We start from the raw sequence: 16,033 nt of genomic DNA, 5'->3' as shown, positions 1-16,033 counted from the left end.
GAACCTAAAAAAGATGACCCCTGTTCAATACAGAAATCATCTTCTTCAGGCTTCCTAACCTTTTTTTAAATGTCCTTTACAAAGGGTACATTTTAGTTAATCGGGCCTCTTTTTTATAAGGAGGATTAAATGTGTCTGAAAAACCGACAATGAGTATCAATAATGATTGGGAAAAACTGAATGAAGTAGTAAAGAGATTAGAATGGCAAACGGATCTTGCCTATGATTGTTCAATTCAAATTCTGGATGAACAATTAGGCGAGAAAGAACGACACAGATTGCATAGTTTATCTGTTGAACGATTTAATACACTGAAGGGTTGCTAATTTTTCCATTGACGGATTGATTGGAAGTGCTTACGTTTTCCCCACAACAGCAAGAGTGGAGAAAACATCATGAAAGAATTAATAAAAATTGAAATGATGATATCTCTAAGCTTCATAGAAAGTAATAAGCATCCTTCTTCCAAGTTCTGTGTTAAATTAATTATTTGTTTGAGATAGTTGGCTAACAATTTGAGCTAAAGCCTCTTTCATTGGTGTAACAGTACGTCCAAGTAGTTTTTCCACTGCCTCATCCATTATATTCACATTCTCCAAATATAAAAGAGCCTTTTTTAAATATTAAAAACGGGCTCTTAAGAGTGCCTTGGATCACTATCCTTCTTTAACTATTCTGCCCCGTTAGCACAAAAAGAAAAGACCGCCGTAGCGATCTCACTCCTTTACTATTGCATCAGTTAATTGAACAAACAAATAAATGAAAGGTCCTTCTAATGGAAAAATAATAAACAAGAAATTTTCGAATAATGATAATAAATCAATTTTATTAGCTTCTCATTCCTACTGCATAAGGATACATTGGATCTTTTAATTGAAATTCATAAGTACGACCATCTACAAATCCAACTACTTTTTCGCTATCGTAAAGATCAAGCATAAATCCAGCCATTTCTTTAGCTGTATGGTATTTAGGAAGAAGTCCTTCTAACTTAACATTTTCTTCTAAATCATTCGATACTTTTGCAAATTCGGTTTCAGTTGCAGCAGGTGCTAATACTTTTGCTTGCATGCTTGCACCCTTTTCTTTTAATTCATGTGCAAGCCCTTCAGTAAAGGCACTTACATAGAATTTAGAAGCACAGTATGTGATTGCATTTCCAATAATCGTATAACCCCCACCTGATGAAATGTTAATTAATTGTGTTCCTTCAACTGTTGAATAGTCACGCACATAAAGAGAAGTTAAAATAGTTAAAGCCTCGATATTTAAATTAAGCATTGTCTCAATTTTAGTTAAATTTTGATCTCCAACCGATGCAAAATTACCAAATCCTGCGTTATTAATCCACGTTTCAATTTCATATCCCTTTAAATCTTCATATAATGTATAAGCATTTTTCGTATTTGATAAATCAACTGTTTTAATAACGACATCTAATTCTGCATTTACTTTCACGATCTCTGTTTTTAGTTTTTCAAGCTCCTCAGTTCTACGTGCCACAATGACTAAATTTTTACCGCGAGCAGCAAAAGCAAGAGCTGTTTCATAGCCAATACCAGAACTTGCACCTGTAATAACTGTATATTTTTTCATTTTATTGCCTCCTAATATTTTGTTATACTAACAAAAATTGATTGTTAACTTTTACTGATTTATTATAGTGGTTAGAGTAAACTCTAAGTCAAACCTATTTTTTACACTTGATTAGCATTGGTTAAAAATGGAGGGTTTTATGTATACAATTGGCGAAGTGGCACAACTAGTAGGAGTTAGTACACATACATTACGTTACTATGAAAAAGAGAATATCATTCTTCCAGATCGGAATGAAAATGGAGAAAGAAAATATACTGAATCGCATCTTCAATGGCTAAAATTTGTTTTAAAATTAAAAGAGACGCAAATGCCGATCACAAAAATCAAAGAGTATGCCTTCTTGTATACTGAAGGAGAACATACAGCAATTAATCGATTAAAACTATTAGAAGATCATAAAAGTTCCATCGAAAACCAGTTAAAGATACTGAAAGAAACGAATAAAATGTTAGAACATAAAATTACTTCATATAAAGAAATGATTTTGAAAAGAAATGAAGTAGATACAAAAGCATAATATTATATGAAAATGAAATATTCTTTAGTATTATTATATTTAGGGTAAATAACGTAAAAACATAATAAAAGAAACGCACGTATTAGATGTATATAATATGTGCGTTCCTTAATTACTTGTTATTGAACTAAAGCACCCGATAGTTTAAGTACAAAACTTCACAATCTTGGATTACTTTCAATTTGACGAAAAAGATTCATTACAGATCTTTCTAAAAAGTGTAAAATATAGACTGATAGAAAACAAAGGAGTTGTTCAAATTGTTATCATTTTATTATCAACGCTATAAGTTGTGGTTTTGGCTTATTTTGTTCTAAGCTTTTGAAATAGGGGCAATTTCTAAATCCTTTTACTCTCTATTGTGAAGTTTTACTCAACGCTGTTATAGGCTTAATTTGTGTAGGGATATATATTCGCTTAAGGTTTCTCAAACAAAAGCAAAAATGAACCTAAATTAAACTGTACTATATAAAAACCATTCTTCAATTAACCTGCCACGTTAGCTCAACAAGCAAAAAGATCGCCGCAGCGATCTCCCTCTTTAACTATTGCACCCCGTTATTACAACAAGGATTTATCTCTGGGCATTATTTATATACGGAGGAGCTTCTTGAATCCAATTTCGTTCTAACATAAGTTGTTTTAATGGTATTGAAACAGATAAATGCATGAGTAAAAACTTTGAGATCATAAATCCAATATCTGCACGTATTGATTCCGTTATTATTCTCATTCCATGAGTCATAGCAATTAGAAGGTTATAAGATAATAAATCAGCGATTTCTTGGTCCGTAAACTTCGCCCCTTCTGGGATAGCCTGATAATCATCTATTGGCTTAGGTGCACTAGGTTTGGGTAATGGCACACTTTCTTTCAATAGAAACTCATTTAATTCATTTACAATTTCTTTATGAACAAGGAAAACATTCATAACTTTTTCTTTCAATTCAGTATCTTGAATTGTGTTTACCCAAACCTCCTCAAGTCGTAATGTACTTTGACCCATTCCTGCATATAACCATATATTACTTACCTCTAATGTATTTAATGGTTTTTTTTCACCATCTAAAAAAGGTTTAAAGGTATCATATAATATTTCAAAATAATTCATATTAAAGCCCCCTGAAGATCAACATTTCCTAGTTAATTTTACCTAATATATCGAATTTATTCAGAAGGCTATTCTGGTTACTTTTAAATATATAATATTAAATATATTCCTTGTCAACAATTGTTCAAATCTTTCCTTATTAGCCAACACTATAACATATGTTCATAATTCCTTCTTTAACTAACCTGCCACGTTAGCTGAAGAAGCAACAGATCTGAAATTCATCCATGTAACAAAATATCTATTATGTTTCATTATTTTCTTGTCGAATTTCATGAAAAAACAGTTACTGCTAAACCTCCATTCATTTTCTTTTTCAGGTGCTTTTTGATCATTTAAAACACAAGAACCGTCCCCATGTTTGAAAAACATAGAAAAACCGAGCAAAAAACCGCCCGGTCCTCATGAGAATTATCATTTACACCCGTGATAATTCCATATCTGAAATGGATACAACCTTGTTCCTGCATGTTTCCGGAATTTCAAAAAGCTGCGGATGAAATAGTGCAGCCAGCAACTCAATTCCGTCTACCAATGTTGTGCTTGGCCTTGTAAAGTAATCTGCGTCTGCCAAGTAGACGGCTTTGTTTTTTACTGCGGTTAATTCGCTCCACCCTGGTTTACTTGTTAGCTGATCGATTTCCTGGATTGATCGTTCCACCTGAAAACCACAAGGCGCAATGACCAATACTTCTGGATCATATTGTTGTACCTTTTCCCAAGAAGTAATGACAGAGTAACCTGCCGGATTGGACAACATATCCACTCCACCCGCCAACGAGATTTGGTCAGGAATCCAATGCCCACAATTATAAATGGGATCTAACCATTCCATAATCATCACTCTATTTGGTTCCACTTGATGTTCACGAAGTTTGTCCGTAATGGCACGTACTCTCTTTTGTAAAGAAGCTATGTAATCAAGGCCAACCTTTTCTTCTCCCAGCTCCATCGCAATGGTCAGGGCATTCTGATAGACATCACGTAGCCTTCTCGGTATTAATGGTACCACTTTCGGCTGTTTTTCAAGGGAACCAATCGCTTTTTGCACAACAGAGGTACTAATTTGACATACATCACATACATCTTGTGTAAAAACAAGATCAGGTGCTATGTCTGATAATAATTCCATATCCACATAATATAAACTTTTTCCTATATTGGATGATTCTGTGACATAGGTTTCAATTTCTGCACTTGAAAGATTACGCCCCTCGAGATACGTACGAATAATTTTTGGCTTATCCGATGGACATTCAAACGTGACTCCCTTCAGATATCTTTCTAGTCCCATTTCATAGATCATATTAGTAGCAGCTGGTAAAAACGAGCATACCTTCATAATTGATTAGCCTCCTCAAGTTAAAGTATATTCATATTTTATTTCTAATTACCAAACAAAAATTTGAAGATTATCCAATGTAACAAAACGTGCATTATGTTACATTCATTTTACATTTCGACACAAATAAAGCTGCATTCGCAGCTGATACTTGTTAGACTCTAGCACCGTTAGTTTAAGTGTATTTCTTCACAAACTTATAAATATGATAAGTAAACTGGTGACGGGTCTTTCCTTTTTCTTTATTCTATTTATATTTCGCTAAGTATTCATCAAATTCCTTCCAAGTTAATAATGTATACGGGGGTTCCATACTTAATTTTATGCCTACATTTTCTGCTATCACTCTAATTCTTTTTGTTGGGTTATCTCTTTTTCCCCCAGGGAAAACCAGTTTATTCAACTTTTGATTTCCATTTTCAAAAGTCTCTTTCTTTAAATCTAATTTATTAATTTGTTCCTTTGAAGGAATTTCTTTTCCCATCCAATCACATATTTCAAAAAGAGGGTATCTATCTCCAGTCCATTGTTCAATAATACCGATTACCTTAAGGATAATATAATCCCCTGATAGTAATTCATAACTAATGGCATCCCCTGCCTTTAAAGTAGTTTCTGATACAAATCTCTTTGGCACTTTTTTAGCTTGTGGCTGTGGAGAATTTAATTGCTCTTTTAGTTTAAGAAGAACAGATTCACGCTTCTTCTTTAATTTAGGGTCTTCTTCCGAACGTTCAAGGTCTGAACCACTATCTATAATTTGCAGTACCTTGTTTTTTACTTCCTCTTGCAGTCTTCCTAATTTCCATTGTATTAACGCAAATGATAACCAAAAAGCTGTAATTTCTTCATCATCTAACTCATTCAGGTATTCTTCAATAACAATTCTACTTGCTTCTTCATTTGAATAATTATCGCCTAATAAATCCTTATATCTAAAGTTAACATCTTCAGCTATGTCATCGGATAATATTGCTACTCCCCAAGCACCCACCTAACACTCCCTAATTTTAGATTTTTTATAATAATTCTATGAAGGGATTTACATTTCCTTTTTGCACTAATCTGCCCCGTTAGCCATCCATGAAGCGAAAAATCACCGCTTCACCACAGAGAATGAAAATAGTTAGGAAGTGTCAATACTGATACTGACCTTAATCCAGTCAACCAATTCATAGACTTATTAATTAACGCTCTCCTCTTTTTTTTAACAATTGAGCAGGGTTTTCTTAAGTATTGTCATTTTTCAAATCCCGAGGAAACTTATTTTCATGGTAGACATGCATGCCGCGTTGCGGCACCATCAAATGAATGAAAATGTTTTTATACTAGTCTAGCTCCCCTTCCTCCTGTCAATGCTGATAATACGGCTGGCGAAGGAAGGTCGATCAACTATGGTGCTTTTAAGCCCGCATGGTAGACTGATTCACTACGACCAGGTGCACCACAAATTGTTGCTCTCGAATGAGAAGCACGCAGGATAGATTAATCTTATATGGTTGTTGCACCAGCCTTAATTTACTTCAGCCTGTTGAAAGGATGTTAATAATGGATGTTGTTTATGCACGCTGTTGTGGACTCGATGTTCACAAAAAAAGTATTACCGCTTGCGCGATTACTCCAAAAGGAAAAGAAATCGAAACGTTTGATACGATGACACATGACCTTTTCCAATTGGTGGATTGGATCAAAAGTAAACAGTGTACTCATGTTGCAATGGAAAGTACAGGTGTATATTGGAAGCCTATTTACAATCTTTTAGAACTTGAGGAAATACAACCGATGGTTGTGAATGCTGCACATATTAAGGCGGTACCTGGACGTAAAACCGATGTGAAAGATGCAGAATGGATTGCGAAATTACTGCGACACGGTTTACTTCAACACAGTTATATCCCTAATCGAGAACAAAGAGAATTACGTGAGTTAGTTCGATACCGCCGAAGTCTCATTGAAGAAAGGGCTAGGGAGATTAGTAGAATCCAAAAGGTGCTAGAAGGTGCCAATATTAAGCTTTCTTCGGTTGCCACTGACATTATGGGTGTATCCGGTCGAGCAATGATTGAAGCGATTATTAACGGTGTCAATAATCCTGAGACGTTATCAAACTTAGCTAAAAGTAGATTAAAGAAAAAAAAGGATGAGTTAGAACGTGCTTTGGTTGGGTCCGTTGGACCCCATCAAAAAATGATGTTAAAAACCCAACTTTCACACATTGATTTTATGGATCAACAGATTGAACTGTTAAGTGAAGAAGTCCAGCAGCGTATGCTACCATATGAAGAAGATATTGAACTGCTTGATTCTATTCCTGGAATAGGTAGAAGTCATGCCGAACAACTTTTAGCTGAAATAGGAATAGGTATGGAAATTTCAAAACAATTTCCTTCCGCACCACATTTATGTTCCTGGGCTGGAATGGTTCCAGGAAACAATGAAAGCGCTGGAAAAAAAAAGTCCGGAAAAACAAGAAAAGGTAATAAAAAATTACGATCAGCACTTGTTGAAGCAGCACATTCAGCAGCAAGGACAAAGAACACCTATCTTTCATCCCAATACCAACGTTTAGCAGCAAGAGTTGGGAAAAAACGGGCAGCAGTTGCAGTTGGACATACCATTTTAACAATTGCTTATCACTTGATAAGTAAAAGAGTACCCTATATTGAGTTAGGGGCAGATTACTTTGATCGACGGAAGAAAGAGATAGTGATTAAGCAGTCTATTAAACGATTAGAGACACTTGGTTGTAAAGTTATAGTTGAAGCAATAGCATAATTATGTTCAAAACAAAGATAGAACCTTCCCATGCCCTTTCAAAAAAATTAGATTTAAAGGGTCTAGTTTCGTATTGCCAAAAAAGTGATATCCCAGTTCTTTATTTTCAGGATAGTACAATAAGAAACGGGATCACCGCAGCCATCCCGTTATTGAACATAAGCACCCGTTACTTTAAGTACAACATTTCACAATCATTCTAAAGAAATCTTTACTTTTGGATCAACAAATTAATGATGGAATAACCGTACTCCTGAGAATGCCATTACAATACCATATTCGTTAGCCGCATCAATAACTTCCTTATCACGTAACGATCCACCAGTTTGTAAAATATATTTGGCACCACTTTGTGCAACTCGATCAATATTGTCTCGAAAAGGTAAGAATGCATCCGAAGCAAACGATACTTCCTTTAGTCCATTTAAATATTCTCTTTTTTCATTATGAGTAAGCTTATGAGGTACTTCATTAAAACACTCTTCCCAAGCTTTCTTTTCTGGTGCTGTAAGATCATCACAAAGCCACTTATCTATTGCATTATTTTTTGCAGTATGTGAAACTTCTTCACGAAATTTCATCGAAAGAGCTATTGGGTGTTGTCTTAAGTACCAGTTTTCTGCTTTTAATGCAGCAAGTCTCGTACAATGTATACGAGATTGTTGTCCTGCTCCAACACCAATCGTTTGCCCATCTTTGGCAAAACATACAGAATTGGACTGCGTATACTTTAGTGTTATTGCAGAAATTAATAGATCTCTCTTTGCTGAATCTGGGAAAAATTTGTTTTCAGTTACTATATTGTTTAATATCTTCTCTGTTATTAACATATTGTTTCTATCCTGAACAAGGCTAACCCCAAATAAAGTTCTTTCCTCTATCGGTTCAGGCTCATAATCTGGATCAATCTCAATAATAAGGTACTTTCCTTTTTTCTTTGATTTTAGGATTTCCAAAGCATCATCATCAAAAGCAGGTGCCACAACCATATCAGAGACTTCTCTCTTTAAAAATTTAGCAACAGAAAGATCGACTTTATCACTTAATGCAGCACAATCACCAAATGAAGACATTCGATCTGTTCCTCTTGCCCTTGCATAAGCAATAGCGAGAGGGGATAATTCCATATCATCAACAAAATAAGACTTCGCTAGTTCATTATTTAATGGATTGTATACTGCTGCCCCTGAAGGACTTACGTGTTTAAAAGAGGCTGCCGCAGGTTCTCCTATTGCAAATTTAAGTTCCCTTACAAGTTGATAAGAATTAAAAGCATCAAGTAAGTTGATATAGCTTGGCTCTCCATTAAGAATTTTAAAAGGTAACTTTTCAAGGGACTTAACCTTTGCATTGCCTTGATTGGGATTAATACCATACCGCATTACTATTTCTTCCATCTTTAACCTTCACCCTTTCATACAAATAAAAAAAGTGTTTGATTATTTCAAACACTTTGCCCAGGCGAACGGCTTATAAAAACAATGTGATCCCCCGTGGTAATCCACGTTTAATCGCCAGTACACATTGCAACATTACTTTTTATAAATTTAACTTTACCAAAATAATCCTTTACCTTCAAGGAAATAAAAATTATATTTTGAATTTTTTGAGAGGTTAAGCGTGTTAACCTTCCTCAACTAAACTGCCCTTTAAGTTCAACAAGAAAGAGCTGCCTTAATGACAGCTCTAATCTTAAACTCAAGCACCCGTTAGTTTAAGTGCAATACTTCACAATTAAACAATAAATAGCCACTAATTGTATCTATAACTTATTTGAGATAGTTTATATTATCAATAAATTCACGATATTTAGATGTTGTTCCTCTATTTTTAATTTCTTCACAAAAATTTATTATAGAAACACTGCTATATTGTGTATTAATTATAGGGTTTCTTCTAACATTCTCTGCAACTTGTCGAAGCAAAGGTAAATTATTAATTACCCTAAACGTGAAATTATCCATTCTGTCGGGAATAAAACTTAATGCCCCTAAAGTATCAGACGAGTTAAGTTCTGCGTCTTCGGGAAGACCCTTTTTATTTAAATTTAAGATAATACAAATAGGAGTTAACCCTTCGAATTTACCTACAATTTGTCCAAAAAAAAAGTTTGGTCTGATAAGGGAATTGAAAATATATCACCAATTCCCCATTTTTGTTTTTTCGGTGGTTTAGCAGCCAATAAAAGTTTTTTAAAGTCTTTTATTGCGTCCTTATCAATCGGAGAACTTGCTATTTCATTGATTAGGATTGCTATTTCTAAAATGACATCTGCATTTCTAGTTCGTATTGATACAAAGTCGCTTTCTGAATCAAAATCCACTTTTTTCGTAATACCGTTATCCTTCAATCTCTTTTTTATAAATTTTTCAGCTTCATAACTAGTTTCAAAATTAAAAAGTGATGCCAAGTCCTCGAAGATAAAAAACTCTTTGGAACTATGGTCAGGGAATTGAACAGTTATTTTTCCAATTGAAAGAGAGGATTCCATTTAATTAACTCCTTTTTAAAACCTTGCAATGATATGGAAGAAAAATGAAATATCACGACATAAGTAAAGAATCAAACCTACAATAACAGTTGCATTTGTTCAAAAGTAGACACTAAATTCCTCAAGAATTATGGTCTTTGTTGAATCGTTAGAGATTTTAGCATTTCAATATATACCTTCAATTCTGAATCCGTTAAACTTGAAATACGTTCGTAAAAAATAGCTTCTTTTTCTTTTAAAGCTTTTGTTGTTTTGTCATGACCAAGCTCGGTTAAAGATAACAATACTCCTCGACGATCTTTAGGATGACGCTCGCTCTTTACATATCCCAGACCTTTCAATTGCCCAATAAGTCTACTGATAGAGCTACGGTCCATTGCAGTTGATTCAGCTAAAGTAGTAGCGTTAGTAGGTCCGTGTGAAAATAACCAGCGGACAATCAAAAAGGCTGCAGGCTGCAAAGTTACATCAAAGGTAGCTGCAGTTCTGACATTAAGTGCATGTGCCTCACTAATCAACGCATTGAGCTGTTCACCAAAAGCTAACTCCAGTTTTTCTCTCAAATCAGAATTATTAATATCCATAGTTCCCCCTTCTCAACGCACCTAAATATATTTGACATATATCAAATAATTAAATATGATTGATATATATCAAATATATTTAACTATTATGACTGTGTCAAGTTAAGAGGAGGAGAGTGTATAATGTCTGATTATCCAATAATTGTAATGACTGGTGCAACCAGTGGTATTGGTCAGATAGCTGCAATTGAAATCGCAAAACGTGGTGCATATCTAGTGTTAACTGCTCGTAACAAAGAACGGGCTAAAGTAACTGAGAAATTAATTAAAGAAGCTTCACCAAATACTAAGGTTGATTTCTATTTTGGTGATTTATCGCTAATGAAAGATGTTCGCCGTATAGGAATTGAGATAAAACAAAGTTATTCAAAAATTGATATACTCATCAACAATGCTGGGCTTCATGGGTTCGAGCAACGTGTTACCTCTGAAGGTTTTGCCGAGATGATTGCAGTAAACTATCTAACACCCTGGCTTTTGACAAATCTGTTAAAGGATTCCTTGCTAAAAGCAAAAAATGCAAAAATTATTAATGTCGCTTCTGAAGCCTCACGAAATCATGGAGAACTAAAATTACCATGTGATTTGACGGACACATCCCCATTTACTGTAAGAGGTTCATCTAAAATTTATGGAAAAACAAAGCTTCTGAATATCATGTTTACTGGTGAGTTAGAACGTCAGTTTTCAGGTACTAAGGTCACTGCCAACGCTCTGAATCCTGGTTTCAATAATACTGGGCTGGGAAGAGACCTTCGTATATCTTCTGTATTGGGAAAAATTTTAAAAATCCTTAATATCGGAGATCCGAAAAGAGGAGCTGATATCATTGTTCGTTTAGCACTTGATTCCCAGTACGAAAGGGTGACAGGAGGATACTTTAATGTTGGAACTAGTGATAAAATTGATCCTATATATCCAGGAAAAGATGTTTCTATGCAGCAACGTTTGTGGAATGATACAAAGGAATTATTGTCAGAGTATATAAAATGATGATCTAAAGATTATGAAAATGTATTGTCTAATAAAAACTTGCATAATTTAGACTTTTTAATTTTACTTGTAATTATGGTAAAGCACCCGTTACTTTAAGTGTAGCATCTCACAAAGTTAGTAAAGAAAAATTAATAAAATTAACCCTATTCTATAATTGATAATGGTACTTTTTGGATATTATACTAGAGGTGAATTACTAATTATAATGTAGGGAGAGATTTACCATGGAGGTAACATTTTCAGTAAGCAAATGGGATGAACAGCCTGTAGACGACGTTAGAAAGGAATTCCCTATTAATATTGCCCATGTCGAATATGATATTGAGGGTGAATTAACAGGAAAAGCATTTGTTGAATATTTATTATTTTATATAGACTCTACTATAGATGATGGTCACTTAGCCACTTCTAAAATTTCCGGATTTCTGCATTTTGAAGGAACTTACAAAGGAAAACATGGGACATTTACGGCTTTAGAGCAAGGAATATTTGATAAAGGAAATCTAGATTCTCCAGGAACAATCATCAACGCTACCGGTGACTTAGAAAGCTTGAAAGGGTCTTATAACTATAAGTTTACAGGTGAAACCAGTAAGATGATTCTAGACTTTAAATTCTAACAAAACAGTAAAAAAGGGCATTTCTGTACTACCAGGAATGTCCTTTTCGTCAAAAAGATCTTCTCTAAAACTATCCTGCACCTTTAGTGCAAAAAGAAAAGCTGACAGCTTGATCTACATCTCTTGCACCCGTTACTTTAAGTACATTATTTCACAAACTTTTGAAAACAAATGTAGCCTCATAAGTATTTGTGGAGAAACAGTCTCTGCTAATTTTAGTTGTAGAAATACTTGAAGCCAGCTAACTAAAGAAAGGTTTCAGCAAATTGTTCTTCTGAAATTACTCTTAATCCATTTCTTTTTAATAAAGCAGAAGTAACGCCCATCCCCTCAATTTTTTTACCAATGAATTCGCCGTTATAAATCATTAAACTGCCACAGGATGGGCTATTTTCCTTTAGGACCACTATAGTTGCATTTATTTCTAAAGCTTTTTCAAGTGTAGTATAAGCTCCTTTTATGTAAAGTTCCGTAACATCTTTTCCTGATTTTTCAATTACTTTAGCCTTTCCATCGAGTACATCTTCTCCGTTTCCACCTATTATTTCAGCAGGTTCTCTGGGAGTTGAAAATCCACCGAGTAATTCTGGACATATTGTAATAGCTTTATTTTCTTCTACAAGTTTAGTTATTTCATTATTTAAACTGTGCGTGCCGTTATATCTCACCTTCACCCCCGCTAAGCAGGAACTCACCAATATCATATTTCTAACCCCCTTAAGCATAAATCTTCCTTAATAAATTTTATCAAAAAATTCCTTTGTTGAATTAACCTGAACTTTTAGCCCAATAAAAAAGAAGGCTGCTGCAGCAACCTTTGTTTTAGGAAAGTACCCATTTATTGAATAACAAAAAACGAAACTACTCTCTTGTTAATACTCTATCACCTTTACTGGTAGGTTGAGAAATTACCAAAAATTCAACATTCTTATTTGAGTCATTAATCATTTGGTGTGGTGTTAAAGGTGCTATTTCAACTCCCTCATGAGGGTTCAAAATTATACGTTCACCATTAACTTCTAACGTGGCAGTGCCAGATAAAACAAAGAAAAATTGACGTGCTTGGTTATGAAAATGCCTTACTTCTGAAGTGTTAACGGGCATCCGTTCGTGAATGACACTTAATTCTTTATTTTTTACTAGATGCCATCCATCACAAATATCTCCCCATATGTAATGTTCTGCGTTTTGTTTACTTATCTTCATACAAAATACTCCTCTGGTCTTTTTTCATAAATTTTAAATCTCCAGGATAGTTAGTACAATTAAAAAACCTTATTGAATTAAACTGACCGTTAGCTTAAAAAGAAAAAAGACCGTTAGCAGCGATCACCGTTTTCAACTCTAGCCCCCTTGAATAACAACACAAAGTTATTTCACATTTTCACCTAAATCTTTAAGTTGTTTTTTTATTTCTTTAAGTTCGGAACTTAAAGCCTTAACTCTCTTAGAATTATCAATGCCAATACTAACTGCATATGCAATTATAAGAAATAGAACAACTAAACCAATAAAGCCGTAAAATAATGTTAAAATAATCCCCATATTTTTGTCGCCCCTTACAAATAAACTACTTCAACATTACCATAAAACGGTAAAATGGGTGACGTTTATTTTGTTTTTCTTAAATTAACCAGATCCGTTAGCTTAAAAAGAAAAAAAGAGCTGCTGCTGCAACTCATTGTTAAACTCGTACACCCATTAGCTTAAGAAAGCTTTCTTTCATAAACGTGAAAATAGTAGTTATAAGGGTTTTTATCATTCATAACCCCTTTTTCAACAGAAACTTCTTTCCACTCATCGAAATTAACCTCAGGAAAAAATGTATCTCCTTTAAGTTCATAATGAATTTTTGTAATGTACATCTTCTTAACAAAAGGAAGGAAAATATTATAAATCTGCTCCCCACCGAAAATGAAAATCTCTTGTTCATTTTTACATAATTCAAAAACATCTTTGATTGAATGGACAATTTCACAACCGTCAAAATTAAAGTACTTATCCCTAGTAAGAATTATATTTCTTCTGTCAGGTAAAGCTCTTCCATGACTCAAGGTTCTTTCTACCCAATATGATTGAATGTCCCTTTGTAATATTTTTAACATACTCCCAATCCTTCGGAATTCTCCAAGGAATGTCATTATCTTTGCCAATCACTCTATTCTTATCCATCGCAACAATTAAAGAAACCTTCATATCCTACACAGCCTTTTTAGCCTATTTTACAATATAATTTTGTATTTTATTGAAATTTCTTGTTACACTAACCTGCCCCATTAGCTTAAGTAAATTACTTCACAATCTTTCAGTAAAATTAACACAAATATCCAATAAAAAATCACCTTACCTCTAATAAGACAATAGGAGTAAGGTGATTAATCAAAATTTTTTTAAAATAGCGTCAACTTCTATTTAATAGAAGTCGGCACTTTGTTTATTCGCTATACGTTTAGCGTGACGCTTTTGGCGGTTGGCACACATCACATTTACGTTGGTTATTATTTTTAAATTTTGTAAATGTTTTTTCAAAGTTGCTACCACATGCACATTTAAATAGTAACTTTTGAGAAAAACCGTGATATTCCGTCGTTAGCAACTTACTTTCCGAATTGTTCTCAACAAATTCTTTAATTTTACCGATCGTCCATCGTTTATTCATTCACTTACACCTCCATATTTTATCGTTAGACGGAGGCTTTTCTTTGCATCCGTTCAATCATGAGCAAAAGTCGTAATTATCCTAAGTTTCTCATTATAACATGAGCTGACACTCAATTAAACAGAGCGTTATTTTGATTCTTGAAGTAATCTGCCCCCTTTAGCACAAAAAGAAAAGCCGCCTTCGTTGGCAGCTGGGATCTTTAACTCTTGCACCCGATAGTTTAAGTACAAAACTTCACAATCTTGGATTAATTTCAATTTGACGAAAAAGATTCATTACAGATTTTTCTAAAAAGTGTAAAATATAGACTGATAGAAAACAAAGGAGTTGTTCAAATTGTTATCATTTTATTATCAACGCTATAAGTTGTGGTTTTGGCTTATTTTGTTCTTAGCTTTTGAAATAGGGGCAATTTCTAAATCCTTTTACTCTCCATTGTGGGAAGTTTTACTCAACGCTGTTATAGGCTTAATTTGTGTAGGGATATACATTCGCTTAAGGTTTCTCAAACAAAAGCAAAAATGAACCTAAATTAAACTGTACTATATAAAAACCATTCTTCAATTAGTCGAGTAGAAAGAAACCTCTCTACCTTAACGGTAGATTGCATTCCTCCCCCTCACAGAACCGTGCTTGCACTATTAATGCACACGGCTCCTCCTAGTTATCATTTACAAAATGTAGCTAATTTCTTTTCTTAGGTTGTATATATTAACCTTAACTCTTACGTAAGGTAATGGATATTTATTAAGAAAGAGTCTGAATTTATCCCAAGTAAATGATTTCCTTTGACTTCTTCGATTGAGCCATTTAAACAGTAAGTACCCGATTTTGTCTCTGAATTTGTTTACACTTTGGGTATTATCTGTGATGCAATAATAGTTGTAGTAACCTACTAGTGAGCGTTTAAATCTATCCATAATCATATGAATGTCTTTATTTCTGTTAATTTTCAGCCATTCTTTAGTTTCTTTTAGTTTAGCTTGGACTTTCTTCTTGCTTGTTTTCCGTTTAACCCGGAATTTCCCATGTTTACTTTTACCGCAATAATGTGTAAATCCAAGGAAATCAAAAGTTGCTGGTTTACTCCTTCCCTGATGATTTGCATTTTGCTCCGCAAACCGCCCGAAGGGAATGATTTTGGTTTTATCCTCAGCTATTTCTAGATTAAATTTCTTTAATCTTAACTTTAATGAATGGAAGAATTGTTCGGCTTCACTTTTATATTGAAAACAACAAACAAGGCAAGTAGACCACTGGAACCTCCCCAGTAGCCCCTCTTAGAACCGGACGTGAACCTCTCAGCTCATCCGGCTCCCATTATTCAGCCGTAGGT

The 16,033-nt window shown here is 34.1% G+C and carries 17 protein-coding genes, 1 pseudogene and 1 riboswitch; of the genes and pseudogenes, 5 read left to right on the top strand and 13 right to left on the bottom strand.

The annotated features are described in order from the left end of the window. Positions 1 to 131: 131 nt before the first annotated feature. Positions 132 to 326, top strand: a complete 195-nt coding sequence (locus J2Y67_RS26715) for a hypothetical protein (RefSeq protein ID WP_310179080.1) — start codon at positions 132 to 134, stop codon at positions 324 to 326. 502 nt (positions 327 to 828) lie between these two features. Here the strand turns inward: J2Y67_RS26715 and J2Y67_RS26710 are convergent. Beyond that, a complete protein-coding gene (locus J2Y67_RS26710) occupies positions 829 to 1,596 on the bottom strand; it encodes an SDR family NAD(P)-dependent oxidoreductase (RefSeq protein ID WP_166262442.1) in 768 nt (255 codons plus the stop codon). A 139-nt stretch (positions 1,597 to 1,735) separates the two neighbouring features. Here J2Y67_RS26710 and J2Y67_RS26705 point away from each other — a divergent pair, with 139 nt between their 5' ends. Continuing rightward, a complete protein-coding gene (locus J2Y67_RS26705; protein ID WP_166262441.1) occupies positions 1,736 to 2,116 on the top strand; it encodes a MerR family transcriptional regulator in 381 nt (126 codons plus the stop codon). Positions 2,117 to 2,690: 574 nt separating this feature from the next. Here the strand turns inward: J2Y67_RS26705 and J2Y67_RS26700 are convergent. The 3 genes from J2Y67_RS26700 to J2Y67_RS26690 form a co-directional block, all read right to left on the bottom strand. Then, the gene (locus tag J2Y67_RS26700) at positions 2,691 to 3,227 is read right to left on the bottom strand and encodes a DUF3231 family protein (RefSeq protein WP_310179074.1); all 537 of its coding nucleotides are present in this window, start codon (positions 3,225 to 3,227) and stop codon (positions 2,691 to 2,693) included. Positions 3,228 to 3,645: 418 nt separating this feature from the next. Continuing rightward, positions 3,646 to 4,569: an ABC transporter substrate-binding protein gene (locus J2Y67_RS26695; protein WP_310179072.1), complete on the bottom strand. Its 924-nt coding sequence runs from the start codon at positions 4,567 to 4,569 to the stop codon at positions 3,646 to 3,648. A gap of 247 nt (positions 4,570 to 4,816) precedes the next feature. Further along, positions 4,817 to 5,563, bottom strand: a complete 747-nt coding sequence (locus tag J2Y67_RS26690) for a hypothetical protein (protein WP_310179070.1) — start codon at positions 5,561 to 5,563, stop codon at positions 4,817 to 4,819. Between the two features lie 554 nt (positions 5,564 to 6,117). Between J2Y67_RS26690 and J2Y67_RS26685 the strand changes: the two genes are divergently transcribed. Further along, the gene (locus J2Y67_RS26685) at positions 6,118 to 7,344 is read left to right on the top strand and encodes an IS110 family RNA-guided transposase (RefSeq protein ID WP_310179085.1); all 1,227 of its coding nucleotides are present in this window, start codon (positions 6,118 to 6,120) and stop codon (positions 7,342 to 7,344) included. 230 nt (positions 7,345 to 7,574) lie between these two features. On the opposite strand, the gene J2Y67_RS26680 is transcribed toward J2Y67_RS26685, so the two are convergent. From J2Y67_RS26680 to J2Y67_RS26670, 3 genes are all read right to left on the bottom strand, one after another. Further along, positions 7,575 to 8,741 (bottom strand): phosphoribosylaminoimidazolecarboxamide formyltransferase, encoded by a 1,167-nt coding sequence (locus tag J2Y67_RS26680; protein WP_310179069.1) that lies wholly within the window; start codon positions 8,739 to 8,741, stop codon positions 7,575 to 7,577. Positions 8,742 to 8,792: 51 nt separating this feature from the next. Continuing rightward, a riboswitch (ZMP/ZTP riboswitch) is annotated at positions 8,793 to 8,875 on the bottom strand. A 555-nt stretch (positions 8,876 to 9,430) separates the two neighbouring features. Beyond that, the gene (locus tag J2Y67_RS26675) at positions 9,431 to 9,835 is read right to left on the bottom strand and encodes a hypothetical protein (protein ID WP_310179068.1); all 405 of its coding nucleotides are present in this window, start codon (positions 9,833 to 9,835) and stop codon (positions 9,431 to 9,433) included. 128 nt (positions 9,836 to 9,963) lie between these two features. Next, a complete protein-coding gene (locus tag J2Y67_RS26670) occupies positions 9,964 to 10,419 on the bottom strand; it encodes a MarR family winged helix-turn-helix transcriptional regulator (protein WP_310179067.1) in 456 nt (151 codons plus the stop codon). A 123-nt stretch (positions 10,420 to 10,542) separates the two neighbouring features. Here J2Y67_RS26670 and J2Y67_RS26665 point away from each other — a divergent pair, with 123 nt between their 5' ends. Together J2Y67_RS26665 and J2Y67_RS26660 are read left to right on the top strand one after the other, a co-directional pair. Beyond that, positions 10,543 to 11,412, top strand: coding sequence for an SDR family NAD(P)-dependent oxidoreductase (locus J2Y67_RS26665; protein WP_310179066.1), 870 nt, complete (start codon positions 10,543 to 10,545; stop codon positions 11,410 to 11,412). A 227-nt stretch (positions 11,413 to 11,639) separates the two neighbouring features. Beyond that, on the top strand, positions 11,640 to 12,035 hold the full coding sequence (locus J2Y67_RS26660) for a DUF3224 domain-containing protein (RefSeq protein WP_310179065.1): 396 nt from the start codon (positions 11,640 to 11,642) through the stop codon (positions 12,033 to 12,035). A 245-nt stretch (positions 12,036 to 12,280) separates the two neighbouring features. Here the strand turns inward: J2Y67_RS26660 and J2Y67_RS26655 are convergent, their stop codons facing one another. The 6 genes and pseudogenes from J2Y67_RS26655 to J2Y67_RS26630 all read right to left on the bottom strand — a co-directional run bounded on the left by J2Y67_RS26655 (position 12,281) and on the right by J2Y67_RS26630 (position 15,833). Then, positions 12,281 to 12,739, bottom strand: coding sequence for a 2-thiouracil desulfurase family protein (locus J2Y67_RS26655; protein ID WP_310179064.1), 459 nt, complete (start codon positions 12,737 to 12,739; stop codon positions 12,281 to 12,283). Between the two features lie 157 nt (positions 12,740 to 12,896). After that, a complete protein-coding gene (locus J2Y67_RS26650; protein WP_310179062.1) occupies positions 12,897 to 13,241 on the bottom strand; it encodes a cupin domain-containing protein in 345 nt (114 codons plus the stop codon). A gap of 165 nt (positions 13,242 to 13,406) precedes the next feature. Beyond that, a complete protein-coding gene (locus J2Y67_RS26645) occupies positions 13,407 to 13,580 on the bottom strand; it encodes a hypothetical protein (protein WP_310179060.1) in 174 nt (57 codons plus the stop codon). Positions 13,581 to 13,741: 161 nt separating this feature from the next. Further along, a pseudogene (gene dfr / locus J2Y67_RS26640) lies at positions 13,742 to 14,231 on the bottom strand (DfrD/DfrG/DfrK family trimethoprim-resistant dihydrofolate reductase). A gap of 253 nt (positions 14,232 to 14,484) precedes the next feature. Next, entirely contained in the window at positions 14,485 to 14,694 is a 210-nt protein-coding gene (locus tag J2Y67_RS26635; RefSeq protein WP_028395991.1) for a hypothetical protein, read from the bottom strand. Between the two features lie 674 nt (positions 14,695 to 15,368). After that, positions 15,369 to 15,833, bottom strand: coding sequence for a group II intron maturase-specific domain-containing protein (locus tag J2Y67_RS26630; RefSeq protein WP_310179083.1), 465 nt, complete (start codon positions 15,831 to 15,833; stop codon positions 15,369 to 15,371). Between the last annotated feature and the right edge of the window lie 200 nt (positions 15,834 to 16,033).

It is taken from the genome of Neobacillus niacini (assembly GCF_031456445.1).
In the GTDB taxonomy this organism is placed as follows: Bacteria; Bacillota; Bacilli; order Bacillales; family Cytobacillaceae; genus Neobacillus; species Neobacillus niacini_I.
This window is presented reverse-complemented; position numbering and strand designations above follow the sequence as displayed.